Genomic DNA, 25,589 nt, shown 5'->3' on the forward strand with positions numbered 1-25,589 from the left:
GAAAAAAATTGAAAAGTATAGCATCTATTTTAGCTTCACATTTTAAGAGATGGGAAGTTAGTCATGTCTTTGGCATACCAGGAAAGCCTATTGTACCATTACTTTTGGAATTAGACAAACAAGGGGTTAATTTTATATTAAATAAACATGAAGGCGGCAGTGGGTATTGTGCTGCTGGTTATGCAATGATGAACAAAAAATTAGGTGTGGCTATTGCAACTGCAGGTCCTGGAGGAACGAATTTATTAACTGCCGCTGGTCAAGCAAAGGCTTCTCATCTTCCAGTACTATTTATTACTGGCCAACAGCCTATTTGTGATACAGGAAAGGCTTTAGGCCAGGATTCTACAATGTTTGGTACTGATTTAGTTAAAATGTTCGAACCAGTAACTAAGTTTAGCGCTAGAGTTGAAAGAAGTGATCAATTTCAGAGATTTTTACAACATGCATTAGAAAAAGCCCATTCTGGAGTTAAGGGGCCAGTTCATCTATCCATACCATTTGATGTACTTAATGAGCAAATTGAAGAATTTGAACTTGATATACCAAATAATATGTGTGGATTAGTTTCTTCTAGTCTAGATGAATTTATTAACAAACTTGATAAGGCTAAAAAAACTGTGATTTTAGCAGGCAAGGGTATTCATTCAAGTGAAGCCTATGAAGAAGTAAAAAAATTAGCAGAGTTGTGGAACATACCAGTAATGACTACGCCAGGGGGAAAAGGGACATTTATAGAGAATCATCCATTATCCATTGGAGCATTAGGGTTAGGTGGTACAGAAAAAGCAAGTGAATATATTGAAAAAGACGTAGATTTGATGATTGTTATTGGTAGCAAATTATCAGATATGTCTTTAGTTGGTATATCACCTGAAAACTATCCTAAGGAAGTTATTCATTTAGATTATGACCCAACTTTTATCAAAAAATCACTCTTAGTTCCAACACTACCTATTATTGGGGATATAAAAATGAATATTCAAGTATTATTAGACAAAGTTTCAAATAGGGTAAAAAATGAATTTGAGTTAGTAAAAGAAAACTATGATAGTATAGAGGATAATGATGATTCATATATATCAGCTGTAAAAGCAGTAGAAATAATAAGACAAGAGACACCAGATGATTCAATTATATTTGGTGATGATGGAAGTCATACATTTTATGCAATAAAGGATTTTAAAATTAGAAAACCTGGCACATTCTTCTTTGATGATGTATTTGGAGCTATGGGACATGGTATAGGTTATTCTATTGGTGCACAATTAGCTAGTGCTAATTCTAGGATTATTTGTTTAACAGGTGATGGATGTACCTTTATGCAGGGCACTGAAATGTCTACAGCAGCAAATTATAATATTCCAGTTACGTTTATAATATTCAATAATGGAAGATTAGATATGGTTGATAAAGGCATGTATTATAATATAGGAAAGGCTGTAGGTACAAAATATAGTATACCATTAGATATAGAAAAGTTCGGACAATCTATGGGAATACGATCATTAAAATGCCATAGTCAGCTTGACTTAAAAAAGGCTCTAGAGATTTCAAAATCACATAATGAACCAATTATTATAGAAGTTATGGTTGACCCATTAGAAATACCACCAACAATGAAAAGGGGATAATATTATGAAAAAAAATTATGAAAATGGAATAGATATACTAAAACTAATGACAGATGAAAATGGAATGCAGACGATAAAATATTTAGAAGGTATTTTTCCAGATTTTGCAGAGAAAATGGTTGATTTTGGATTTGGACAAATATATGCAAGACCAAATCTAGATTTAAAATTAAGAGAAATTGTAACTATAACTGCTCTTATTACTCAAGGAGCATTTGAACAACTAGATTTTCATATAAAAGCAGCATTAAATCTTGGACTAAAAGAAGAAGAAATATTAGAGATTATTCTTCAGTGCGCTGCTTACGTGGGATTCCCTAAAGCATGTAGTGCTTTAGTTGTTGCAGGTAAGATTTTTAAAACTAATGAAAAGTAAATAGGTCATAATTATTGAAGCTGAGATGTACATATGTATATAAGTAATATCCGCGAACACCCGCATCAATTAGATACGGGTGTTTTTAATATGTGGGTATGCAATGCAAGGAAATAAGTAATATACTTTTAATTACATTGCTGTGCTTTCTAAGGATAGTTCATTTATAACTCTATATATCTCAATCCAGTTGTAAACCCTTTTAATATTTTCATTTAAGGGTTTTCTATTATAGTTTGTATCTAAAAGAAAAACCTTTAAACCTGCATTTGAAAGCTGAATTGCATTATCATAATTGTCTTCAATAAACAGACTGCAGTTTAATTCATTTGCTGTATCGACTTTGTAATGGCTGCCTAAAACAAATAAATCATCATAAGGAATTCCATTTCTTCTTAAGTATGCATGAGTAAGCATTTCAAGGTTTTTCTCTCTTGCAGTGACAAAATAGATATTATGATTTAAGCTGAGTTTTCTTATAACGGATCTAGCAGACAATCTAAGCTGCGGGTCTGCGTGTAGCTTAAATTTATATTTCTCATAGAATGCATAATATTCTGTATCCTTAACACCTAACACCTTGTGTATATAATACTCTGTCACATCTTCTTCAGTAATATTAGTACTAAAGTATTCATTACAAAGATCAAGCCAGTAATAAGCATCAGTTATAGTTCCATCAATATCAATACAAATATTTAAATTTTTCATTTATCTGCACCCCCTTATGGTTTCATTATACTGTTAAAAAGTTAAGATATAATTAAATCTACATTAAGTTATGTAAATAATTTATAATTTTACTAAATACCATAAATCATAAATGGAATAATTTTCCTAATTTTCGTTGACATGGCGGTTGGGGGAATGTATAATAAATTTCATTAGATGAATATAATAAAATTGAATAACCATTCTTATCTAGAGAAACCGAGGGACTGGCCCGATGACGTTTCAGCAACCAGCGTATTTAATTTGTATGCATGGTGCTAAATCCAGCAGAATTTGATTCTGAGAGATAGGAGAAGGTATATATGGAAAACCATTCTAAAGTTTTCATTTGTACAAAAGTCTTCTTCATATTTCTGGAGAAGACTTTTACTTTTTTGAGTAGTTAAAAAAATAAAAATTAGTTTGTTATAAAAATATCATAGATGAAGAAAATAATTTATTTGAATCTGTTAAGCTGATATAAAAAAATAGCTTAATATTTCGTAGAATTACTCGTTCTTTGAAAACTATATAAGTTTGATTAATTTATTGTATCGCAAACAAACCTGCAATAAAGTGGATTTTTGCAGGTTAATCAAAGATATTAATAAAGATTAAGAAGCTACAAACCAAGAAAATTTATTTGCATTATCACTTTGAACTTCTGCTACTTCAGCAGGAGTTAGTTTACTTAGTGAGCCATGAGGTCTAATAAAGTTGTAGTGAAAGATAAATAAGGATATTAGATTATAAGCTTTTTCAAAAGAGTTAAACCTTTTTTTAGCTTTATACCATACTTTGAATGTTTTATTAAAAGACTCTATTAAGCTATTACTTATGTCGCTAGACATAGGGGCTACAGGTACATGGTTGCTTTCATTCAATAGCTAACCATAAATAATAGCGTTTACCATTGATGAAAATGACTGTTTCATCAGCGTGCCAATCGTCAGATTGTAAATTTAAACTAGTCTTAAAGCTATCAGCTTTTGCTTTAAAGTAAGGAGCAAATTTATTAGTCCTATTAGCTATAGTAACATGTGACACCTTTATATTAGATGAAATTAATAAAAATTGTGAAATCTGCTTATCCAATCCGAACTTATATAGTTTATCAGAATGACAACGAGGACATTTTACACTTGTTTTGTTCATATAACTTAACAGATAGACATATTTTTAAGGGGGATAAAACTATGAAAGAATTTACTTTAAATGAAATCGTAAAAATTGCATTGGAAAGCGGGGCTACTTTAGCGGGTGTTGCAAATGTAGAAGACTTAAAAAAATCACCTGCATTTACTGTTATAGCTAAAATGCCAAAGTATAATGGGGTTGGAACTTATATGTGTGGAGAAAACGATACCTTTTTACCTGAAGTAGTATGGCCTAAAGGAATAAAAAGTGTAGTTGTTTTAGCATACCATCATCCTGTATCTGATCCTAAAATGGACTATTGGGTTGAAGGTTACAATACGATTGGTAATAGAAAGCTGATTGATATTGGCAAAAAGGTCAAAAGTATTATGGAGAAAGAAGGGGTAGAAACATATTCTTTTAACTATCATATAGAAAAAGGAGGAATATTTCTGAAAGATTCAGCAGTAGTAGCTGGGTTAGGGTGTATTGGTAGAAATAATTTGCTAATTAATCCCAAATACGGTCCACATATAAGACTAAGAGCAATAGGTTTAAATTTAGATTTACCATCAATTGGACCTTTAGAATATGATCCATGTGCTAAATGCGAAGTAAAGTGTTGGGAGAATTGTACGAAGGGAGCATTTTCTAAAAAAATATATTCAGAGGTAGAAGTAGGAAGAAGTGAACTTCCAGGGAGAATAGGAAACTTTAATAGATTAGTATGTAACGTACAGATGAAAGAAGATGAAGGCAATATGATTCCTGTAGAAATACCAGAGAAATCTGAAGAGGGTTTTGGAAAGGCCATAAAGTATTGTAGAGATTGTGAATATGCATGTCCAGTAGGTAGTTATATAGGAAATAGGGGATATGAAGTGGAATTTGAATTATCATTCTAGTTCAGATGGTTAAATAAAAGAGTTAAGCCAGGAAAAGGGGGATTTTTATGAAGATAGATTTAGAAACAAAAACTGTAGAAACAAAACAGACGGATAAACTTTGTCGAAGTTTAAAATCAAGACACATGAATATGATTGCTATTGGAGGAGCAATCGGTACTGGTTTATTCTTTGCTAGTGGTAGTTCAGTAAGTACAGCTGGACCTGGGGGAGCTGTTTTGGCTTACTCTGTTATGGGGATTTTAGTTTATTTTTTAATGACATCGCTTGGTGAAATGGCAACATTATTACCTATCTCTGGATCTTTTGAAACTTATGCTACAAGATTTGTTGATCCAGCATTAGGTTTTACTCTTGGATGGAACTATTGGTTTTGCTGGGCAATATGTGTTGCTGCTGAATTAGTTGCAGGTTCACTTATTGTTAAGTTTTGGTTTCCCAATACAAATACTACTTTATGGAGCGTACTGTTTTTAGGAATACTTTTCGCCCTAAATATTTTGTCTGCAAGGGTTTATGCTGAGAGTGAATATTGGTTTGCTGGTATCAAGGTTATTACTATTATTATTTTCCTCATAGTAGGTGTTCTTATGATATTTGGCATTATAGGAGGTCACTCATACGGATTTAGTAATTGGGTATTATCTGATGGAACCGGTAATAAGGCACCTTTTGTTGGGGGGATTTTTTCAATTATTAATGTCTTTTTAATTGCAGGTTTCTCTTTCTCGGGTACAGAAATAGTTGGTCTTGCAGCAGGTGAGGCAGAAAATCCTGAGGAGAACGTTCCAAAAGCAATAAAAACTGTTTTCTGGCGTATATTGTTATTTTACATGGGTGCAATTATAGTAGTTGGTTTTATAATTCCTTTTAATGATCCAAATCTCTTAAAGAGTGGGGTAGATAATATTGCATATAGCCCATTCACTATGGTATTCAAAAAATCTGGTTTGGCAATTGCAGCTAGTATTATGAACGCGGTAATTTTAACATCTGTACTTTCTTGTGGTAATTCTGGTCTTTATGTAGCATCACGTATGCTATATGCTTTATCAAAAGAGGGAAAAGCACCTAAATTTCTATCAAAAGTAAACAATCGAGGAGTTCCTACAAATGCATTATATATCACAACTATCGTAGCTTGCTCTGCTTTCTTCGCATCATTAATAGGTGACGGAAAAATATACTATATACTTTATAATGTCTCTGGTATTACAGCTTTCTTTGCATGGTTAGGTATAGCAATATGCCACTATAGATTTAGAAAAGCGTATTCTGTCCAAGGTAAAAAGTTAGAAGATTTAAAATATAAAGCAAAATGGTATCCATTTGGACCTATTATGGCTATAATACTTTGTACAATTGTTATATTCGGCTCTAACGTATGGATATTTCAAGCTGAAACATTTAGTTGGTTTGATTTTATTACAAATTATTTATGTATTCCTATATTTATATTTCTATTTTTGGGCTATAAGATAGTTAAGAAAACAAAGCTGGTTCCGTTAGAAGAATGTAATTTTCAGTATAAAGAATCTGAAAGTAGTGAAGAACAATAGATATTTCTTTAGTAGAGCTAATTACATTAACAGAGTTATTTATAAATTCATACCCATATATTTGTAGAAATGTTTTTTTATGTGAATATATTTATCGTGGATATTATTCTTGTGAATCACCTCCACCATTGAAACCCTCGACGAATATCTAGGGTTTTTTGACGCACTAAATTAGCTTAGAATTGTGAAAGGTGATGAAGATGCATATAAGAAGATTGCAAAATATATTAAAGAAGATAAAATAAAAACTAGATGAGTAAATATTTATTTCGTAATTAGGTTTATACAACCGAAAGAAATGAAAATCCCCCTACTAAGTAGCAGGGGGATTTATACGTTTTTGTAGAGATTAATTTTGAACTTTAACAGTAGTTTGACCAACTACAAGGTAGCCGTTGATGTAACAGCGGAATTCAACTACTACTTCAGGAGCAGTCCAATTAAAAGAAGAGCGTTCAAATTTAAATTGACCAATTTTTGCTTGGTCATAGTATCCGTTGTTGCTAGTAAGGGCATTAACACCATTTATGTTTGCTGTGTTAAGATCGAAACCAGGAGCACTATATCCTAAGGGAAGATTAACACGAACAGTGAATACACCATTATTTCCTTTAATAACCTTAGATGTTACCTCAATGTTAGTTGGGATATAAACAGTAAATTGTTTTTGGATTTTAGAGATATTACCAGCAGAATCAGTTACGGTGATAACAACGGTATAAATACCAGGCTTATCAAACTGGATGTTTGTACCATTAGAAATCACTTTTCCAGTAGTTTCATTTGGTTCGAAAACAACCATATCTTCAATAGTGATACCAGAAAGTCCGTCATTTGCTAAGTAAGTTAATTGTAGTGTAGTACCAAGCTTAAACTCATTGAATAGCTCCATTGTTATGGTTGGTGCAGTCTTATCAATCTTTACATAAACGGTATTAGTAGATTCAATATTTCCAGCAGTATCAATAGAGTAGAATGATACCTTGTGGATCCCTTCATCTTGTATTGTGAAAGAACTACCTTCTAAGTAATTAGAGCCATCAATTGAATAGAAGGTTTTAACAACACCACTTAGTTCATCTGATGAAGCTAGATTTATAGTTACATCATCATTTGACCAGTTATTAGGTGCATTTGAAGTAGTAACTGGTGCAGTCTTATCTATCTTTACATAAATAGTATTAGAAGGTTCAATATTTCCAACAGCATCAATTGAGTAAAAAGATACCTTGTGAATTCCTTCATCTTGTATTGTGAAAGAACTACCTTCTAAGTAACTAGAGCCATCAATTGAATAGAAAGTTTTAACAACACCACTTATATCATCTGATGAAGCTAGATTTACAGTTACATCACTATTTGTCCAGTTGGTTGGTGTATTTGCACTTGTAACTGGGGGTTTAGTGTCAACAATAAGTTTTGCTACAACAGTATTAGATGGATCAGATTCACCAAATGAGTTACTGAATGAAGTAACATAATATTGGTGGTTTGCGTATGAAAGATCAGTAATTGTGTAAGACAAGTTATTTAGATTTTCTACAAGTAAAACAGGTGTATTATCTATAATCTCGTATACGTTATAACCGTTAGCATAAGTGATAAAGTCCCAAGTAATTTGTACACTTGTTTTGTCTATAAGTTTCAAGTTAGCTACTGGAGATTGCATAACTGGATATATAATATTCTCAGATAATTCTTTTGATAAAGCTGATTCACCAAAGCGATTACTATATGCAGTTATTTGAAAACTATGTGTACCTTCTGATAGATTGAAAACTTTATAGCTTAGGGTTGTTCCCTTATATATTAACTGTTTTGTACCATTTATTATTTCGTAAACACGGTACTCGTTTGCCCAATTAACTGACTGCCAAGATAGGGTAATATTATTAACGTTAGAAACAGTTCTACTTAAAGTAGGAGGCTGTACTACTGGCCAATTTAATTTGACGCTTACTGAGCTTCCTTCACTAGATTCACCGAAGCGACTACTATATGAATGAACTTCATAAATATAATCTCCCTCAGGCATATTGGTGAAGGTTACGCTAGTACCAGTAACGGTTTGTTTTAATATTTTTTCTCCATCTACAATTTGATAAATTTTGTAGTTTGTTGCGTATGGTACAGCTGCCCATCTTAAGTTCATGTCATTGCCATTTAAAATGCTATTAGTTAAATTAGCAGGTGATTGCATAGTTGGGAAAATCAAAGTAAGGTTTGTTTTACTTCCAACTTGTGATTCACCAAAGCGGCTACTGTAAGAGTAAACTTCGTAAGTATAATCTCCCTCAGCCATATTAGTGAAGGTTATGCTAGTGCCAGTTACAGTTTGTTTTAAGATTTTTTCTCCGTTTATAATTTGATAAATTTTATAAGATGTTGCATAACTAACTGAGTTCCACTTTAAGGTAATATCATTGCCATTAGCAATACTATATGTAAAGTTGCTTGGTTCAAGCATTGTTGGAAAAATAAGTGAAAATGACACTTGGCTTCCATCCTGTGATTCACCAAAGCGAGCGCTTACAGATTTAATAATATAGTCATGTTCACCCTCTGGCACGTTAGTCAGTGTTGCAGATGTTGAAGTTACAGTAGTTTTTAATACTAACTGTCCATTAACTACTTCATATATTTTGTAACTGTTAGCATATGGCACTGCTGACCATGTTAATTGGACATCATTACCATTTTGAATTTTATATGCTAGGTTATTTGGAGCTTCCATCGTTGGATGAATTAAAGCAAAAGTGGTTTCTACTCCACTTGAAGATTCTCCTAAAAGGTTGGATACTGAGTTAACAATATAGTCATAATCACCAGCAACCATATTAGAGAACGTTATGCTAGTACCAAATACAGTTTGTTTTAAAACTTGTTGGCCATCAATTATCTGATAGATTTTATAGCTTGTTGCATATGGAGCGGCTGTCCATCTCAAAGTGATGTCGTTACCATTTGCAATACTATAAATTAGATTTGTTGGCGCCTGCATTGTTTGGCCATTTAGGTTAACTGTAATACTACTTCCATTTTCTGATTCACCGAAGCGTGTAGAATATGAGTAAACTTCAAAATTGTATTCACCAGGTGACATACTTGTATATGAAACAGTTGTACCAGTTACTGTACTCTTTAGAACTTTTTGCCCATTAACTATCTGATAAACTTTATAACTTGTAGCGTATGGAGATGCATTCCAGCTTAAAGTAAAATCGGTAGCATTTTTAATTGTCTGCACCAAGTTTGTTGGTGATTGCATAACTGGATGAATTAATGAGAATGTTATAATACTTCCTTCATTAGATTCATCAAAGCGGTCACTGTAAGAATGAATTTCATAAACATAATCACCACTAGGCATATTGGACAATGTTGTAGAAGTCCCAGTTAATGTACTCTTCAAAACTTTTTGACCATTAATAATCTGATATAATTTATAAGATGTTGCGTAAGGAGTAGCGTTCCATTTTAGAGTTATATCATTTCCATTTGTAATATTGTATGATAAATTATCTGGCGACTGCATTGTTGGCAGTATTAGAGTGAAGGAGGTTTGACTTCCATTATCTGATTCACCAAAACGATCGCTGTAGGAATGAACCTCATAAACATAATCACCAGCTTGTTTATTAGTGTACGTAACAGATGTTCCTGCCAATGTGCTTTTTAATACTTTTTGACCATCAATAATCTGATATACTTTGTAAGCTGTTGCGTAAGGAACAGTATTCCACTTTAATGTGATGTCATTTCCATTTGTAATGCTATTTGTTAAATTACCTGGTGATTGCATTGTTGGCATAACTAGAGTAAATAAGGTTTGACTTCCATTATCTGATTCACCAAAACGATCGCTGTAGGAATGAACCTCATAGATATAATCACCAGCTTGTTTATTGGTGTACGTAACAGACGTTCCAGACAATGTACTTTTTAAAACTTTTTGACCATTAATAATCTGATATACTTTGTAGGCTGTTGCATATGGAACAGTATTCCACTTTAAGGTGATGTCATTTCCATTGGATAATGAGTATGTGAGGTTACTTGGAGCAGTCATAGTTGGCAAAACCACTTGAACCTGTGTAGAAGTTGACATTGGAGATTCGCCATAAAGGGAATTCACCGCAGAAACCGCATAGGTATAGTTTCCAGCATCTGTATTAGTAATTGAGTAAGTGTATGATTTTGACGAGGTAACAAATGTTTTTTGCCCATCTGAATTAATTCGATAGAGGTTATAGGTTTCGGCATACTGAGATGTTGACCAACTTAGTACGATATCGTTACCATTTTGTATCCTATTTGTTAAGGTTGTTGGTGCTACCATGCTTGGATAGACAATATTAACTGAAACAGGAGCACATGGACCTGATTCGCCATCAGCACTTAAAGTTGACACAACATACCTATACGAACCTTCTGGTAGACTATTAAAGGTATAAGATGTTGATGTTGTTGTACCAAGGAGTTTAAGCTGATTGTCAATAATTCCATACACATTATAACCATTAGCTCCATATACAGAATTCCATGAAAGCTTTACATTACTCGGTGTAATGAGTGGGGCTGATAGGTTACTTGGAGGCAGTATGTCATTATTGGTAGTTAATGCGTATGCATTTACCAAAGGAAATACTAGTTGAAACGCCAATATTACTACTAAAATTAGAAAACTCCGAAGAAAATTTTTCTTCATGGCATGACCCTACCTTTCTTTGCGAAAAAGGGGAATTGGGAAAAAGATAAACCTTAAATAAGGCTTATAGATAAGAAAACTATATTCCCTGTGGCAACCGGCTACCATCCACGTAAAATTCAAGTCGTGGTTCAGGCCCTTGGCTTTGCGTCTCATAGTTTCCTATGATTTGCCTTTTTCACTTATAATATATTTATTAAGATATAGACTCATATATCTTGTACATAATTTTACTATATTTGGTATAAAGAAACAATATAAATCAAAATATATTATTTCTAATCATATTCCTACATAGCTTTTAAATCAATTTATTTTTTCTATAATAAAAAAGTTAAGGAATTAAAATAATCTTTAAAACTTTAAGTATAATGACATAAATATATAAAATTTTAAGTAAAAACATATTATTCTTAAAAAATTATTGATATATTTTAATTTGGTTTACTAATTTTAAGATTATTTATATAATAAATTAAATTGATTAAGAGAGGATGATTTAGACATGGATATAATTGATGCAAATATCCTTGAGTTCATGAAAGAAAACGGAAGAGCCACTGTTTCAGAGATTAGCAAGAAAGTGAATTTATCTATACCTGCTGTTTCGGAAAGAATTAGAAAATTAGAAGAATCAAATATTATTGAACAATATACTATTAAAGTTAATCGTGAAAAAATGGGATATAAACTTCTGGCAATTATATTTGTAAATATTGATGAAACAGCAAATATACAAAACTTTAGAGAAACAATTGTTCAATTTTCTGAAGTAATTGAATGCCATCATATGGCAGGCGAATATGACTATATGCTAAAGGTTCTTATGAATGATACAGGAGAGTTAGAGGATTTTTTAAGTAGCAAAATGAAGTCTATTAAAGGTGTTAGAAAATCTAATACATTGATTGTTTTATCAACATTAAAAGAAACTGCTAATAGATAGGAGGCCACTGTATGGTTTTGAAAGGATTTAGATTTGGCATATTATTACAATTTGCAGTAGGACCTATATGTTTATTTATTTTTCAGACTGCGGCTTCATCTGGATTTTTTGCAGCAGAGACTGGAGTGCTAGGGGTAACAATTATTGATTGCTTGTATATACTTGCCGCAATATTTGGTATAGGATCTGTACTAAATAAATATGAAAGTGCACAAAGATTAATAAAATATTTTGGGGCTATTGTACTTATTGTTTTTGGATTAAGTAATATTGTAGGGTCTTTTGGGATTTCAATTCTCCCAAACTTGAATTTTGTATTGAATCAAAGTCCAGAAAATATATTTTTAAAAACAATTTTATTAACTATATCAAATCCATTGACAATACTGTTTTGGGCAGGGGTCTTTTCTACAAAAATCTCCCAAGAAAATATGGATAAAAAGAATATGTATTTATTTGGACTTGGAGCAGTGTTGTCAACTGTATTATTTTTAACGCTTATTTCAATTTTAGGAAGCTATATTAATAATTTTTTAGATTCATCATTTATTAATATATTAAATATAATTGTAGGATTGGTATTAGTTGCTTTTGGAATTAATAACGTTTATAATGGATAAAATAGACTATATTAATACACATACTTAAGGAGAGTTTATGATAAAAAGAGAATTTGATATAAATGATACTGCTTATATAGCAAAGAGTAGAAGGCTTAAAGCTCACATTGATGGTAGTGATACTAATACAAAAACTATATCTTTAAGAGCAGGAGACTCTGTAAAGATATTAGATTATTATGAAATTGAAAAATACGGATATTCTTATGAAGCTGAGTATAAAAAGGATGGAACTTCATATATTATAAAAAAACATTTAAGTCAATCGGACTTAAGACCTAAAAAAAATTACTAGTAAAAAAGGTTGTATCAAAAATTGATACAACCTTTTTATTAATATATATCCTTAATATTTGAGTAAAATTCAAAAGATCCTCCATAAGTTTGTTTTGCAATATACATAGCTTTATCAGAATAAGTTATAAGTGTTTCTATATCAGTTGAATCATTGGGATAAATAGATATACCTATACTCAAAGATATAGTTAACTCTATTTCATCTAACTTTAGTGGGGTCTTAAGTTTTTCTAAAATTTTATTGGCAAGGGTAGATGCATCTTCGTAACTATCTACATAAGGTTGAATTATTACGAATTCATCTCCGCCAAGCCTTGCAACAAAATCTACTTCACTAATAGTATTTTGAACAATTTGGGCAATTTCTTTAAGAACAACATCGCCACAGGTATGTCCATATACATCGTTAATTCTTTTAAACTTATCAATATCAAACAACATTAAAGCAAATTTGAAATTTCCTCTACGAGCACTTTCTAATATTAAATTTAGGTGTTTCATAAGGTAGCTTCTATTTGGTATTCCAGTAAGTGAGTCATAATTTGCAAGATACAACATTTTCTCTTCTACTATTTTTCTTTCAGATATATCTCTGACAATGTGAATTCTCAATCTTTCTTCATCAACTAGTACACTTTTAACGCTCACTTCTACAGGAAAACTACTTCCATCTTTCTTAATATGTGTGCATTCAAATGTAAGACCATTTTTATCAGCTATATTCATTTGTTCTTGGAATAAGTGATTAGTTAAATTGTGTCTTAAATCTAGAACATTTAATTTAGTTAATTCGCTGAGAGTATATCCATACTTTAAAATAGCACTCATATTAGCATCTATTATGTTACCATTAATGTCTGCATAGAAAATAATATCTTGTGCATTATCAAATAAAAGTTTATGTTTTTTCATAAGTTCATTAGTTTTTTTCAAATCGGTTATATCAGCAAATAAACTGGTAAAATTGCCATTTGCCAAACCAAATGTATAAACTCTAAAATGCTTATCCAATTGTTTATTATAAGTTTCAAAACTAATCGGTATGGCTGATGTTAAAATTTTTTCATAAGTATCAATCCAAAATTCATTCAAAATAGATCTAAGATCTGAAAATCTTTTTCCTACGATATCCTGTCGAGTCAATCCAGTGATGTCTGTAAAAGCATTGTTAACTTCTAAAAAGTTATAGTCCATAGGATCACCATTATCATCAGTAATTGGCTTATGAAAGGCAACCCCTTCGCTTATTGAATTGAAGAAAGACTCGAGATAGGAATTACAATCCTTTCCACAAATACATTCTTTCCACATATAAACCATTCTCTCCTTAATAAAATATTGAGCTAGTCTTATTTACATTATATGTAATTGGATGTATTAATGGTCACTGATAAATACCATAAGTTATACATTTATGTAGATGATTTTATTTTATAATAAAATAAATTTGCTATATTATAATATGTGTGTTATTATAGTATTTAGGCAATGAAACAACACAATATCGCGGAGTGGAGCAGTTGGCAGCTCGTTGGGCTCATAACCCAAAGGTCGTAGGTTCGAGTCCTGCCTCCGCAACCAAAAAATTACTATAATTTAATCACAATATCGCGGAGTGGAGCAGTTGGCAGCTCGTTGGGCTCATAACCCAAAGGTCGTAGGTTCGAGTCCTGCCTCCGCAACCAAAAATTACTATAATTTAATCACAATATCGCGGAGTGGAGCAGTTGGCAGCTCGTTGGGCTCATAACCCAAAGGTCGTAGGTTCAAGTCCTGCCTCCGCAACCAATAAAGTATAAAACCAAACTCTTATATCTTTTGATATAAGAGTTTTTTAAGTATTATTAGGATAAAAATAAGTAAATAATAAACTAAAGTAGAACATATTTTGATGGAGGTAATTATGGCTATACAGAAAAAGGTAATTGATAATTTTAACTATAACAACATAAAAAAAACAAACAAGAATTTTATGTACAAAGACCTAAGAAGGAGTAATTGTTATAACTGCGATTTTTCAGGTTCAAACTTTAATTATGCAAGTTTAAGAGGTGCACAATTTAAGTCATGTGATTTTCATGAATGTACATTTGAATCTGCTGAATTTGTTGCTACAAATTTAAAAAGAAGTAAGTTTAAACAAGCTAAATTTGAAAATGTAGTATTTGACTCTGCAAATTTAGAAGGCGTAGATTTTAAAGGAGCAGAATTCAAAAATGTTATATTTGTATCCACAGATATAAATAAAGCAGTTAATTTAGATTTATCAAATTCAAATGTTAAGATATTTGATGAAATGCCAAAACTAGAAATTAGTGAAGAACTTGAAAATGCTGCTAAAGAGGCAATGACTAATGAGTATGTAAAAGCTGCAAGGGTATTAGATACAAAGAATGGATCTGTTAGTCCAATAAGCATGATGATACTACTTGAAAACTTTGATGAGGGAACTTTAATAAATGGATTAAACGCTATTAAAGAAAACTTAGATAAGGAGTTTTGCACACTAAGCTATATAATTAAACTTCTAAAAACTTATCAAATAGAAGGTATCATATAAAAGAATCCCCGACATTCCTGTCGGGGATTTTGTTGTTATATATTATTTTTATTCTGCACTCATATCCATAGTAGCAGTACCAGTTTTACCTATTTCTGCTAAATCATCTAAAGTATATTCTACTAGTAGTTTGAAGTTTTCAACAGAATGTGTAGCTCCTGTTACAACGTCAACTTTAGAAATAGATTGTTTTTCTACTAATTGTTTTTCTAATTCAGCAGTATATTTTTCTGGATAAGTTTTTGCAACTGCATCCATCTTAGTTTTATAAGCTGCATCTTCAGTTTTTAATTTTCCGTCTTTATTTATGTAATCAAAATTTATATTTGCAATTTTATGATCTTTTATTTCAAGTTCTACAAAAGGTTTCCAACCTTTATCATCGAAATCAGTTGCTTCAACTTTATATGAACCATCTTCATAAAGAGGTACTATTGCTTTTGCAGTATCACCAGTTTTTGCTTTTTCTATTGCAGCAGCTGCAAGTTCATTAAAGTTTCTTGATGAATGAGTAGCACCAGTCACAACGTCAACTTTTGATGCATCTTGAGTTTCAATTAAGTTAGCTCCAAGTTTATCAAAACCTTCTCTTGGTGTATATCCATTAGCTTTGCTAAAACCATCTATATATCCTTGGTTTTTTGTTCTCATTTCCTTAGCTTCATTTGTATAGTCATAATTTACTTCTGTTATTTTGCCATCTTTAACAGTGATATCAACAAATGCTATCCAATCTCTAACATCAGTTCTATCGTATTCTGCATGATAAGCACCATCTTTTAATGCGCTTGTTGGTTCAGTAGCTGGAGCTGCTGTTTCTTTAGTAGATGTACAACCACTAAGTAGCGCTACAGTCATTAAACTTGTTAAACCTAATCCTAAAATCTTTTTCATTAGCATATCCCCCTTAAAACTATGTTTTTATAACTTAATTACATTATATGGTATTGAGATATCTAGTGTCAACAGAGCTGTTTACAAAATAACAATTAATTACAATAAAAGGAATTTAATTCTACAAGAATAATATATCTAAAAAGATTTGTAAGATAAAACCGGAATATAATTGTATTTAGGTATGGTAAAAATAAGCATATTTATGTTAAAAATATGATAAATTATTAATATAAACTAAACCGTAAGGAGGAAAATAAATGTATAGACCTATTTAATACACAACAAAATCACAAGATATTTTAAAAACAACCTTTAAAAAAGAGGTTTTTTTGTAATGTAATTTTGGGGGTGTATTAAAAATGAATAAAAAGGTCAACGTTTATTTGATGTACATTATTGTATTCTTACAAGGGTTTGTTTTTTATGGGCCTATAGCTACGTTGTATAGACAAAATAGAAACTTATCTTTGTCTGATATGTTTTTAATAGAATCTATATCGTGGATATTAATGATTATCTTTGAGATACCATGGGGATGGTTTGCAGATAAATTTGGGTATAAAAAAACACTAGTTATTTCAAATTTTGTATTTTTTATATCAAAAATAATCTTTTATAAAGCAAACTCATTTGAGATGTTCTTTTTGGAAAGAGTATTATTATCATTATCTTTGGCAGGAATTTCAGGGTGTGATATTGCTCTAATGTATTCATCGATAAATAAAGAAGAAAGTGAAAAGGTATTTGGCATATATAGTGCATTTTCAACTGGTGGTTATTTAATTGCTTCATTTATGTATGGAGTACTTGTTAAGCAATCTATGGATAGTACTGCATTTTATACTATTATACCTTATGCAGTTGCAGCAATATTAACCTTGTTTATAAAAGGTGTGGGTGTAGCTTATGAAGAAAAGCCCAAATTTAAGCAAAGTTTATTAACAGCTTTTAAAAACAAAAGCGTTATAATACTGGTGATTTCATTTGCTTTAATAAATGAAGTAGTTCAAGTAGTAGGAATATTTTTAAATCAATCACAGTATTTGAGAAGTGGAATTGATATTAAATATTTTGGAATATTAGCAGTTGTTATGCAAATAGCGAAGTTAATTTCAGTTAAATCTTATAAAGTAAGCGCTAAGCTAGGTAATAACAGAAGTATTGAAATTTTGTATATTATTATTGCTATATGTTGTACAATACTTGTGTTTACATCTAATGCCATATTAACTATACTTTCAATAGTTCTTATATTTGGGAGTGCAGCTATAATTTTACCTATAGTTTTAAACATAGAAAATAAAAGTATAAATACCTCTGATAGGGCGACTCTTTTATCAATATTTTCAATGTTTGGAAGTTTAGCAAGTTCAGGTGCTAATGTGATTATAGGTAAGACTGCTGAAATTTCAATATCATGGGCATTTGCAATTTGTGTGGTTATGTGTGTCTTTGCTTATATATTATTGTATGTTTATAAAAAAGTATTAAATAAATCAAATGGTTGTATCTAAAAAGATACAGCCTTTTTTAATTTAGGCCAATGAATTATTGCCTTGCTATTATAGCGATAGTCTATATACAGAGGATTGATAATAGGAAATATCAATTATACTGGTATTGTTAAAAATGGTATAATTATTCGAGAACTGTCGACTAAATATTTTGAAAATTGACAAGTTCTAAAGTGTAAAAATTAAATTAATTTTTTAACAAAAAAATAAAAGACCTGAAGATTTTTCAAAAAATACTGAATGGTTTATATAACAAGTCGGAGGTTCGGTATGAATAAAATTATTGACTTTAATTGTACATATGATAATTCTGCAGGGATAAATAAAGAAATTACACAAAAAATGAATTTAAAATTTCCAGAGGCTTATAAACACTGGGATAGCATGGCACTATTATCTAAAGCGTTGAAAAAATACGATAGCGCAACATTTTGCGAATTACCATTTTGCCATACCATTGAAGGGGAAGCAATGGGTGGAATTATAAATTATGGTGATGAGAATATAGGTCCAAGAGCAAAGGACTATATTTGTACAACTGCAAAAGAGATATTAGATTTACCACAAATAGATTATTCAAAGGGACGTATATCAGAAGTTTTAAAAGCATGTAAACACCTACGTGAAAATGGAGAAAACGTTGCATTATATATTTCAGGTCCATTTACTATTATGAATGTTTTAATCGACCCACGTCATATCTTTAAGATATTTAGAAAAAATCCAGATGATATGAAAGATATTTTTGATAAATTCCAAAATGAAATATTACGCTTTATAGAAGAAGCCCAAAATGTAGGAGTAAATATGATTAGTTATGGAGATTCTTCTGGAGGATTAAATATTTTAGGTCCTAAACTTTCTGAACAAGTTGTAGAAATGTTTACTTACCCATTGTTAAAAAAAGTTGAAGAGATATTAAATGATAAAACAATTTTATTGCTTTGTCCAAAAACTACATTTGCATTGCTTGGAACAGATAAGGCAGTATGGAAAGATATTGAATTAGGAGAATCTATGAAATACTCAAAAGCCTGTGAAAAAGTAATTGGCAAAGCAAAATTTGTTGGGCAAATGTGTGTTAAAAATAAGGAATTTGAATTAAAAGATGGGTTAATAAAAACAATTGAACTGATTTAATATAAAAAATTAATTTATAAATGGAGGGAATTATATGCACAAAGATGATAAGATGACACCAAATGAAAGATTGGGTGCATTTATGACAGGACAACCTATGGACAGAATGTTAGCTATACCAGTTACTTGCTCTATGTCTGGGCTAGCACTAGGGATAACTCATAAGGAAAAAAGAAGCACTGCTTTAAATGAAGCAAACGCACAAATTGCTTGTTATGAAAGATTTGGAAACGATATGCTTATAGTTGAATATGGACTACATGGAGTAGGAGCAGCTCTAGGAAGTGAAATGAGTGATCCAGAGGATTCAATACCAGCAGTTATGAAAAACGTATTAGATGATATTAACGATGTAGATAAATTAGATATGTCAAAACTTACACTTGAAAATGATAAAGCATTTAAATTGCATGTTGATGCTGCGAAGATTTTAGTTGAAAAATTAGGACATGAGGTTCCAACTGGTGTTTTAATATCTGGACCTTTTACAGCTGCTTCAAGTATTTATGCAACTGAAAACTTATTAAGAGCAACTAGAAAAAATCCTGAAAGAGTACATCAATTAATGAGATTTTGTACAGATGCATTAAAAATGATTTATAGAGAGTTTATAAAAGCTGGTTGTCTTATTCTTTTCTGTGATCCAATTGCATCAGGAACAATTTTACATAGAAAACAATACTTAGAATTCGTATTACCATACACAATAGAACTGATGGAAGATATACATGCTGCAAAAGGAATGGTTTGTTACCATATATGCGGGGACACAACTGCAATTGTTGGAGACATGGTTACATCAGGTTGCGATATGCTTAGTATAGATAATAAGGTAGACCTAGAACGTACAAAAAAAATAGTGGGAGATAAAGTTCCTATCCTTGGAAATGTAGACCCAGTAGAAACATTGATTTTAGGAACTACTGAAGATGTAGATTTAGCGGTAAAAAGCTGTATTCAAAAGGCATATGACAGTCCTTGTGGATATATATTGGCATCAGGATGTGATCTTTCAGGAGGAGTTCCTCTAGAGAATATTGATCAATTTATGGCTTCTGCTAGAAAATATGGAAAATGGCCATTAGATCCGAAAAACTTCTTATAAAATATAAATTTATTAAATGAAAAAAATGGAGGGAAGCAAAATGTCAATATCAAAAGAGGAACTATTAAAAAGGTTATCAGATAGCGTATTAGAAATGGAAGAAGAAGATGTAATTGAAAGCAGTAATGAATATATAGAAGCAGGATACCCTGCATTTGATGGTATAATGGAAGGTCTTGTAGATGGTATGAACCGAGCAAGTCAATTATATGAGGAAGAAGAGTATTTTGTTACAGATGTATTATTATGTTCAGATGCAATGTATGAAGGGCTAAATGTTTTAAGGCCGCATCTTTCTTCAGAGGAAGCAAATGCAGTAAAACCAAAGGCTGTAATTGGTGTTGTAGAAGGAGATACTCATGATATAGGAAAAAACCTAGTAAAAATAATGTTAGAAACAGCTGGGTTTGAGATGTACGACTTAGGTAGAGATGTTCCATTACAAAGCTTTGTGGATAAGGCTAAAGAAGTTAATGCTTCACTTGTATGTTTGTCAACACTTATGACAACAACAATGGGTGGAATGGGAACAGTTGTAGAATTGTTAAAAGAAGCAGGTATAAGAGAACAAGTTAAAGTTATTATAGGTGGAGGACCAATTTCAAAGAAATTTGCTGATAAAATTGGAGCAGACGGGTATTCGCCTAATGCAGTTGAGGCAGTTAAATTAGCAAAAAAATTGCTTAATATAGATATAGAAAGAGAAGATGAAGTTAGTGCCTAAGATTTCTATTAAACAACAAAATAAAATCTTTGAATATGAACCTCACAAAAACTTACTTCAACTGCTATTAGAAAACGACTGCTTCGTTGATAATCCATGTAATGGAAGAGGTTCTTGCGGAAAATGCAAGATTAAACTTTTAGAAGGAAATTTACCACCTTCATCAGAAACGGAAGTTAAACTATTAAAAAAAGAAGAGATTAACTCTGGAATAAGACTATCATGTTTAGTAGTACCTCAAGAAGATATTGTAATTGAGATATTACAAAAAGAAAGAAAACATGAGGTACTTACAACTGGATATATGCCTGATTTTCAATTTAAACCTGCAATTCATAAAGCTGTTTTTGAAATAAAAAAACCTACGCTAGAAAATCAAATTTCACTTGAGGATTCTATATGTAATACATTTGGTATTGAAAAATTTGATTGGAAGTTATTACAACAGTATGAAATTAAAGATGAAAAGGTAACGGGAGTATTTAATGGTGAAGAGTTAATAGGAATTGAGTATGGAGATACAACTGATATTCTTTGTGGAGTTGCTATTGATATTGGAACTACAACGGTTGTAACTGCATTAATTGATATGAAAACTGGGAAAGAACTATCTAAAGCTTCAATGATTAATGCTCAAAAAAGCTTTGGTCTTGATGTTTTAACTAGAATTACATATCAATTAGAAAATCCAGATGATTCTAGGGAAAAGCTTCAACATGCAATTGTAAATTCTATAGATGAAATGATTGAAGATATGTGTAAAGAATCTAAAATAGATAGAAAAAATATCTATGAGATTTCCGTTGCAGCAAACTGTACAATGATGCATTTTCTTTTAGGAATTGATGCAACATCTATAGGAAAGTCACCGTATGCACCAGTATTTGTTAAATCAAAAAACATATTAGCAAAAGATATTGGCTTAAAGGCAGCCCCTGGGGCAAGACTATATTGTCTTCCATCAGTATCTTCATATATAGGTGCTGATATTGTAGCAGGTGCATATGTTTGTGAGCTACATAAAGCTAATGAAAATATCTTATTTATTGATATTGGAACAAATGGAGAAATAGTTTTATCAAATCATGGGAAACTACTATCTTGTTCTTGTGCAGCAGGACCGGCTTTAGAAGGTATGAATATTAGCTATGGTATGAGGGCAGCAGATGGTGCTATTGAAGATATAAAAATCACTGAAGAAGGAATTGAAGTTAAAGTTATAGGTGACGAAGAACCTATAGGTCTATGTGGAAGTGGCATATTAGCAGCTGTTAAAGAGTTGATTAGAATAGGACTTGTTAAAAAAGATGGAGGATTCATTAAAAAGGAAAAACTAGATGAATCTGATTATAGATATAACATGATACAATTAGATGGGAAAAAACGAGAATTTGTTTTACAAAGTAGCCCAGAACAAATATTAATTACGCAAGGAGATGTTCGTCAGGTACAATTAGCAAAAGGAGCTATTCTTTCTGGTTTTTATGCTTTACTAAAAGGGGCAAATATTGATATGAGTAGGCTTGATAAAGTTATGATAGCTGGACAATTTGGAGCTCATTTACCTGCTGATAGTTTAGTAGGAACGGGGATTTTACCAGAAGAAATAAAGGATAAGTTAGTATATGTAGGAAATTCTTCTAAAACAGGAGCTTACATGGCATTAATGTCTGTTGATGTAAAGCAACAAATGGAAGATCTAGCTCATAAAATGGACTATATGGAACTAGGAGCATCAGAAGGATACGAAAGACTTTTTGCTCAGTGCCTTATGTTTTCAAATAAAATATAAATAAATAATCTTATAAATTGCAAAACTGTACTCCTAAATTCAAAAGTGTACAGTTTTTTTATATACAATGATAATTAATCCTGATATTGGTGTAATATCATAAGTAACTTACTTTTATTAAGTAAGCATGATATAATAGCAATAGGTGGTGATTGGATATGGAAAAATATAATATGTGTCCAAAGTTTGAAAATGCTTTTGAACTATTAGGAAAGAGATGGACTGGATTAATTATAAGAACATTATTAGGTGGAGAAAAGCGATTTTCTAATATAGCAGAAGCAATTCCGAATATGAGTGCTCGTATGCTTACAGAGAGATTTAAGGAATTGGAGAAGGAAGGGATTGTTAGTAGAAAGGTTTATCCAGAAATCCCTGTCCGTATAGAGTATGAACTTACAGAAAAAGGACATGAATTAGAAACTGTTATGGATGAAATTCAAAAATGGGCAGAAAAATGGAGCTAAATAAAATAATATAAAGAACTTCCTATTAATTTTAGGGAGTTCTTTTTATTTTTATTAAAAAAACTATTGACTAATTTTAATTTACATGCAATAATTAATTTAAAGTTACTTACTAAAAGTAACATAGTATAATAAAAAACCTAAGTATACATTTGTAATGATATTAAATAACTTTCATAGTAATTAATTTATATTTAAAGTTAAATCTATAAAAGATATTTAAAAAGGAGCGATGTAAAATGTTAAGAAAGATAGAAAGCAAAACTATGGGTAGTAGTAATCTTGGATGGTTAAAGAGCAAATTCCACTTTTCTTTTGCTGAATATTACAATCCAGATAATATGAACTTTGGTGTATTGAGAGTTATAAATGATGATTTAGTTGAAGCTAGTACTGGATTCGATACTCACCCTCATAGAGATATGGAGATAATATCCTATGTAGTTAATGGCCAACTTACGCATGGAGATAGCATGGGCAATAAAAACACTATAACTCGTGGTCATGTTCAGTACATGAGTGCTGGAACAGGAGTATATCATAGTGAACATAACTTTGGAAAAGATATGTTAAGACTTTTACAAATATGGATTATGCCTAATAAACAAGGATATGAACCTAGCTATGGAGACTATAGATTTAATTGGGATGATAGAAATAATAAATGGCTTCATATGGTTTCAAGTAAAGATGGAAATACACCAATAAAGATAAATCAGGATATGGATATTTATTCATTAGAACTTGAAAAAGGAAAAGATATTGATTTTCCAGTAAAGGAAGGAAGACAGGCATATTTAATTCAAATAGAGGGGAATTCTTTAATTAATGATATTGAGTTAGCTGATAGAGATGGAATGGAAATAGTTGAAGAAAATATTTTAATTAAAGCAAAAGAAAAGTCACATATCTTAGTTTTAGAAATGAATGAACAAGATTAAAAGCCTAAATAATATATAAAAATAATGGAGGAGACAAAAATGATAAAATCAATAATTTCAAAGCTATTTAAAGGTACAGGTGAAAATAAAGGAGATACTAATAAAGTAGTATGTGGATGTTTTAATGTAACTGAAGAAGATATAAAAAATTCTATCAAAAATGGAGCAAAGTCATTTGAAGAAGTGCAAGCTGCTACTAAGGTTGGTACTGGTTGTGGTAAGTGTGTAGGAAGCAATGAAGCTTTAGTTAATGAATTGTTATTAAGAAAAAAGATCGATGAAAATCAAGTAGTATGTGGATGTTTTAAAGTTACTGTACAAGATTTAGCGAATGCTATTAAAAATGGAGCAAAGTCATTTGAAGAAGTGCAAGCTGTTACTAAGGTTGGTACTGGTTGTGGTGGTTGTGTAGAAGGTAATAAAAAATTAGTTGCTCAATTATTAGCAAGATAATAATTATAAAAAATACTTAACATATAATATAAAACCATCTATGCAGAGGTATAAATATACCTTTAGGTAGATGGTTTTATTTATTTTCTTAGAATAATATGTTGGGGAATTTATGTTAATTGATTAGTGTAGAATAATAGAAAATAGGTCATATTAAAATCAGTACTATATTTATCAATATATAACTTAAGGGGCTGATTAAAATAGATAATAAAAAACCTTTTAAAAGACTAGGCACTCATAATGGTAGATTTCATGCTGATGAGGTAATGGCAACTGCAATTCTTAACGAAATTTTTGAAATTGAAGTAGTTAGAACTAGAGATACAAAAATATTAGACGAATTAGATATTGTATACGACGTTGGTGGGGGTAAGTTTGACCACCATGGGGTTGAAAAAGTATATAGAGAAGATAAAATACCATACGCAGCTTGTGGTTTAATTTGGAATGAATTTGGAAGAGAAGTAATACGTATGAAAGATCCATTACTAAAAGAAGATGAAATTGAATCAATATTTGATTATGTTGATTGGCTCTTAATTGAGGGAATTGACGCTCAAGATAATGGCATAAGAACAGGAGAAGAAGATATTCCAACAATGGATATATCAAATATTATAACTGGATTTAACCCACCTTGGTATGTAGAAGATATGGAGAATGAAGCATTTCATGAAGCTCTTAAAATATGTGTACCTATTTTGAATAATACAATTAGACGTAAGTTATCAATAATTAAGGCAAAGGATGTAGTTATTTCAGCATATAATAATAGGAAGGATTATGAAGTACTAGTTCTAGATAAATACTGTCCATGGGAAGAAACTCTTGTAAATATTGATGAGCAAAGAGAAGTTTTATTTATAGTTTTTCCAAGTAACGGTAAATATACAATGCAAACTGTTAGAGATGAAGATGGCACTAGAAAACATCTTCCAAGAGCTTGGGCAGGTAAGGAAAATGAAGAACTTGCAGCGATAACAGGTGTTGAAGATGCAGTATTTTGTCATACTGGAAGATTTATTGCAGTGGCAGGAAGTTTTAATGGAATAATGAAAATGGCTAAAATTGCAATTAATAGTGATGAAGACTAAAATAAT

Annotated in this window: 21 protein-coding genes, 3 tRNA genes, 1 pseudogene and 2 riboswitches; of the genes and pseudogenes, 20 read left to right on the plus strand and 5 right to left on the minus strand. The window is 31.0% G+C overall.

From position 1 onward, the window contains the following. The first annotated feature begins 8 nt into the window (after nucleotides 1-8). Nucleotides 9-1,634, plus strand: coding sequence for a thiamine pyrophosphate-binding protein (locus ACUSRV_RS03780; RefSeq protein WP_490140590.1), 1,626 nt, complete (start codon nucleotides 9-11; stop codon nucleotides 1,632-1,634). A gap of 4 nt (nucleotides 1,635-1,638) precedes the next feature. Further along, on the plus strand, nucleotides 1,639-2,010 hold the full coding sequence (locus tag ACUSRV_RS03785; RefSeq protein WP_490140591.1) for a carboxymuconolactone decarboxylase family protein: 372 nt from the start codon (nucleotides 1,639-1,641) through the stop codon (nucleotides 2,008-2,010). Nucleotides 2,011-2,142: 132 nt separating this feature from the next. Here ACUSRV_RS03785 and ACUSRV_RS03790 read toward each other — a convergent pair whose 3' ends face one another. Beyond that, a complete protein-coding gene (locus ACUSRV_RS03790; RefSeq protein WP_490140592.1) occupies nucleotides 2,143-2,721 on the minus strand; it encodes a 5' nucleotidase, NT5C type in 579 nt (192 codons plus the stop codon). Nucleotides 2,722-2,924: 203 nt separating this feature from the next. After that, a riboswitch (SAM riboswitch) is annotated at nucleotides 2,925-3,035 on the plus strand. Nucleotides 3,036-3,335: 300 nt separating this feature from the next. Then, nucleotides 3,336-3,810: pseudogene (locus ACUSRV_RS03795) on the minus strand (integrase core domain-containing protein); the annotation flags it as partial. 107 nt (nucleotides 3,811-3,917) lie between these two features. Between ACUSRV_RS03795 and ACUSRV_RS03800 the strand changes: the two are divergent. Together ACUSRV_RS03800 and ACUSRV_RS03805 are read left to right on the plus strand one after the other, a co-directional pair. Further along, nucleotides 3,918-4,763 carry a hypothetical protein gene (locus ACUSRV_RS03800; RefSeq protein WP_490140593.1) on the plus strand — a complete coding sequence of 282 codons (846 nt, stop codon included), beginning with the start codon at nucleotides 3,918-3,920 and terminating at the stop codon, nucleotides 4,761-4,763. 47 nt (nucleotides 4,764-4,810) lie between these two features. Continuing rightward, a complete protein-coding gene (locus ACUSRV_RS03805) occupies nucleotides 4,811-6,322 on the plus strand; it encodes an amino acid permease (RefSeq protein ID WP_490140594.1) in 1,512 nt (503 codons plus the stop codon). 349 nt (nucleotides 6,323-6,671) lie between these two features. On the opposite strand, the gene ACUSRV_RS03810 is transcribed toward ACUSRV_RS03805, so the two are convergent. Beyond that, entirely contained in the window at nucleotides 6,672-11,030 is a 4,359-nt protein-coding gene (locus ACUSRV_RS03810) for an OmpL47-type beta-barrel domain-containing protein (RefSeq protein WP_490140595.1), read from the minus strand. A gap of 89 nt (nucleotides 11,031-11,119) precedes the next feature. Next, a riboswitch (cyclic di-GMP riboswitch) is annotated at nucleotides 11,120-11,214 on the minus strand. 321 nt (nucleotides 11,215-11,535) lie between these two features. On the opposite strand from ACUSRV_RS03810, the gene ACUSRV_RS03815 reads away from it, so the two are divergent. Genes ACUSRV_RS03815 through ACUSRV_RS03825 form a run of 3 tightly spaced genes read left to right on the plus strand, consistent with a single transcriptional unit; the run spans nucleotide 11,536 to nucleotide 12,891 of the window. Then, the gene (locus ACUSRV_RS03815) at nucleotides 11,536-11,976 is read left to right on the plus strand and encodes an Lrp/AsnC family transcriptional regulator (protein WP_490140596.1); all 441 of its coding nucleotides are present in this window, start codon (nucleotides 11,536-11,538) and stop codon (nucleotides 11,974-11,976) included. Between the two features lie 11 nt (nucleotides 11,977-11,987). Continuing rightward, nucleotides 11,988-12,596 (plus strand): LysE family translocator, encoded by a 609-nt coding sequence (locus tag ACUSRV_RS03820; RefSeq protein WP_490140597.1) that lies wholly within the window; start codon nucleotides 11,988-11,990, stop codon nucleotides 12,594-12,596. Between the two features lie 37 nt (nucleotides 12,597-12,633). After that, nucleotides 12,634-12,891: a hypothetical protein gene (locus ACUSRV_RS03825; protein WP_490140598.1), complete on the plus strand. Its 258-nt coding sequence runs from the start codon at nucleotides 12,634-12,636 to the stop codon at nucleotides 12,889-12,891. 38 nt (nucleotides 12,892-12,929) lie between these two features. On the opposite strand, the gene ACUSRV_RS03830 is transcribed toward ACUSRV_RS03825, so the two are convergent. Beyond that, on the minus strand, nucleotides 12,930-14,204 hold the full coding sequence (locus tag ACUSRV_RS03830) for a PAS domain-containing protein (RefSeq protein WP_490140599.1): 1,275 nt from the start codon (nucleotides 14,202-14,204) through the stop codon (nucleotides 12,930-12,932). A gap of 194 nt (nucleotides 14,205-14,398) precedes the next feature. On the opposite strand from ACUSRV_RS03830, the gene ACUSRV_RS03835 reads away from it, so the two are divergent. The 4 genes from ACUSRV_RS03835 to ACUSRV_RS03850 all read left to right on the plus strand — a co-directional run bounded on the left by ACUSRV_RS03835 (nucleotide 14,399) and on the right by ACUSRV_RS03850 (nucleotide 15,453). Beyond that, nucleotides 14,399-14,474: transfer RNA gene (locus ACUSRV_RS03835), tRNA-Met, on the plus strand. A 28-nt stretch (nucleotides 14,475-14,502) separates the two neighbouring features. Then, nucleotides 14,503-14,578 (plus strand) — tRNA-Met (locus tag ACUSRV_RS03840). A gap of 27 nt (nucleotides 14,579-14,605) precedes the next feature. Beyond that, nucleotides 14,606-14,681 (plus strand) — tRNA-Met (locus ACUSRV_RS03845). A gap of 115 nt (nucleotides 14,682-14,796) precedes the next feature. Next, complete coding sequence (locus ACUSRV_RS03850; protein WP_490140600.1) at nucleotides 14,797-15,453, plus strand: pentapeptide repeat-containing protein; 657 nt, start codon at nucleotides 14,797-14,799, stop codon at nucleotides 15,451-15,453. 48 nt (nucleotides 15,454-15,501) lie between these two features. On the opposite strand, the gene ACUSRV_RS03855 is transcribed toward ACUSRV_RS03850, so the two are convergent. Continuing rightward, the gene (locus ACUSRV_RS03855; RefSeq protein ID WP_490140601.1) at nucleotides 15,502-16,347 is read right to left on the minus strand and encodes an FMN-binding protein; all 846 of its coding nucleotides are present in this window, start codon (nucleotides 16,345-16,347) and stop codon (nucleotides 15,502-15,504) included. Between the two features lie 362 nt (nucleotides 16,348-16,709). Between ACUSRV_RS03855 and ACUSRV_RS03860 the strand changes: the two genes are divergently transcribed. The 9 genes from ACUSRV_RS03860 to ACUSRV_RS03900 all read left to right on the plus strand — a co-directional run bounded on the left by ACUSRV_RS03860 (nucleotide 16,710) and on the right by ACUSRV_RS03900 (nucleotide 25,583). Further along, nucleotides 16,710-17,864: an MFS transporter gene (locus ACUSRV_RS03860; protein ID WP_490140602.1), complete on the plus strand. Its 1,155-nt coding sequence runs from the start codon at nucleotides 16,710-16,712 to the stop codon at nucleotides 17,862-17,864. 270 nt (nucleotides 17,865-18,134) lie between these two features. Next, nucleotides 18,135-19,004, plus strand: coding sequence for a uroporphyrinogen decarboxylase family protein (locus tag ACUSRV_RS03865; protein ID WP_490140603.1), 870 nt, complete (start codon nucleotides 18,135-18,137; stop codon nucleotides 19,002-19,004). A 34-nt stretch (nucleotides 19,005-19,038) separates the two neighbouring features. Then, nucleotides 19,039-20,109: a uroporphyrinogen decarboxylase family protein gene (locus tag ACUSRV_RS03870; protein ID WP_490140604.1), complete on the plus strand. Its 1,071-nt coding sequence runs from the start codon at nucleotides 19,039-19,041 to the stop codon at nucleotides 20,107-20,109. 40 nt (nucleotides 20,110-20,149) lie between these two features. Beyond that, complete coding sequence (locus ACUSRV_RS03875) at nucleotides 20,150-20,833, plus strand: corrinoid protein (protein ID WP_490140605.1); 684 nt, start codon at nucleotides 20,150-20,152, stop codon at nucleotides 20,831-20,833. Beyond that, on the plus strand, nucleotides 20,826-22,625 hold the full coding sequence (locus tag ACUSRV_RS03880; protein ID WP_490140606.1) for an ASKHA domain-containing protein: 1,800 nt from the start codon (nucleotides 20,826-20,828) through the stop codon (nucleotides 22,623-22,625). Before ACUSRV_RS03875 ends, ACUSRV_RS03880 begins: the two co-directional genes overlap by 8 nt. Before the next feature lie 158 nt (nucleotides 22,626-22,783). After that, entirely contained in the window at nucleotides 22,784-23,092 is a 309-nt protein-coding gene (locus ACUSRV_RS03885) for a winged helix-turn-helix transcriptional regulator (RefSeq protein WP_490140607.1), read from the plus strand. 239 nt (nucleotides 23,093-23,331) lie between these two features. Continuing rightward, nucleotides 23,332-24,033: a pirin family protein gene (locus tag ACUSRV_RS03890; RefSeq protein ID WP_490140608.1), complete on the plus strand. Its 702-nt coding sequence runs from the start codon at nucleotides 23,332-23,334 to the stop codon at nucleotides 24,031-24,033. A 39-nt stretch (nucleotides 24,034-24,072) separates the two neighbouring features. Beyond that, a complete protein-coding gene (locus ACUSRV_RS03895) occupies nucleotides 24,073-24,486 on the plus strand; it encodes a (2Fe-2S)-binding protein (protein ID WP_490140609.1) in 414 nt (137 codons plus the stop codon). Nucleotides 24,487-24,689: 203 nt separating this feature from the next. Beyond that, nucleotides 24,690-25,583 carry an MYG1 family protein gene (locus ACUSRV_RS03900; RefSeq protein ID WP_490140992.1) on the plus strand — a complete coding sequence of 298 codons (894 nt, stop codon included), beginning with the start codon at nucleotides 24,690-24,692 and terminating at the stop codon, nucleotides 25,581-25,583. Nucleotides 25,584-25,589 lie beyond the last annotated feature (6 nt).

Source organism: Sporacetigenium sp. TC11 (assembly GCF_058146105.1).

Excerpts from the sequence above, each read along its gene's own strand:
- ACUSRV_RS03785 (WP_490140591.1), top strand. The coding sequence starts at position 1,639 with ATGAAAAAAAATTATGAAAATGGAATAGATATACTAAAACTAATGACA.
- ACUSRV_RS03790 (WP_490140592.1), bottom strand. The coding sequence starts at position 2,721 with ATGAAAAATTTAAATATTTGTATTGATATTGATGGAACTATAACTGAT.
- ACUSRV_RS03800 (WP_490140593.1), top strand. The coding sequence starts at position 3,918 with ATGAAAGAATTTACTTTAAATGAAATCGTAAAAATTGCATTGGAAAGC.
- ACUSRV_RS03805 (WP_490140594.1), top strand. The coding sequence starts at position 4,811 with ATGAAGATAGATTTAGAAACAAAAACTGTAGAAACAAAACAGACGGAT.
- ACUSRV_RS03810 (WP_490140595.1), bottom strand. The coding sequence starts at position 11,030 with ATGAAGAAAAATTTTCTTCGGAGTTTTCTAATTTTAGTAGTAATATTG.
- ACUSRV_RS03815 (WP_490140596.1), top strand. The coding sequence starts at position 11,536 with ATGGATATAATTGATGCAAATATCCTTGAGTTCATGAAAGAAAACGGA.
- ACUSRV_RS03820 (WP_490140597.1), top strand. The coding sequence starts at position 11,988 with ATGGTTTTGAAAGGATTTAGATTTGGCATATTATTACAATTTGCAGTA.
- ACUSRV_RS03825 (WP_490140598.1), top strand. The coding sequence starts at position 12,634 with ATGATAAAAAGAGAATTTGATATAAATGATACTGCTTATATAGCAAAG.
- ACUSRV_RS03830 (WP_490140599.1), bottom strand. The coding sequence starts at position 14,204 with ATGTGGAAAGAATGTATTTGTGGAAAGGATTGTAATTCCTATCTCGAG.
- ACUSRV_RS03850 (WP_490140600.1), top strand. The coding sequence starts at position 14,797 with ATGGCTATACAGAAAAAGGTAATTGATAATTTTAACTATAACAACATA.
- ACUSRV_RS03855 (WP_490140601.1), bottom strand. The coding sequence starts at position 16,347 with ATGAAAAAGATTTTAGGATTAGGTTTAACAAGTTTAATGACTGTAGCG.
- ACUSRV_RS03860 (WP_490140602.1), top strand. The coding sequence starts at position 16,710 with ATGAATAAAAAGGTCAACGTTTATTTGATGTACATTATTGTATTCTTA.
- ACUSRV_RS03865 (WP_490140603.1), top strand. The coding sequence starts at position 18,135 with ATGAATAAAATTATTGACTTTAATTGTACATATGATAATTCTGCAGGG.
- ACUSRV_RS03870 (WP_490140604.1), top strand. The coding sequence starts at position 19,039 with ATGCACAAAGATGATAAGATGACACCAAATGAAAGATTGGGTGCATTT.
- ACUSRV_RS03875 (WP_490140605.1), top strand. The coding sequence starts at position 20,150 with ATGTCAATATCAAAAGAGGAACTATTAAAAAGGTTATCAGATAGCGTA.
- ACUSRV_RS03885 (WP_490140607.1), top strand. The coding sequence starts at position 22,784 with ATGGAAAAATATAATATGTGTCCAAAGTTTGAAAATGCTTTTGAACTA.
- ACUSRV_RS03890 (WP_490140608.1), top strand. The coding sequence starts at position 23,332 with ATGTTAAGAAAGATAGAAAGCAAAACTATGGGTAGTAGTAATCTTGGA.
- ACUSRV_RS03895 (WP_490140609.1), top strand. The coding sequence starts at position 24,073 with ATGATAAAATCAATAATTTCAAAGCTATTTAAAGGTACAGGTGAAAAT.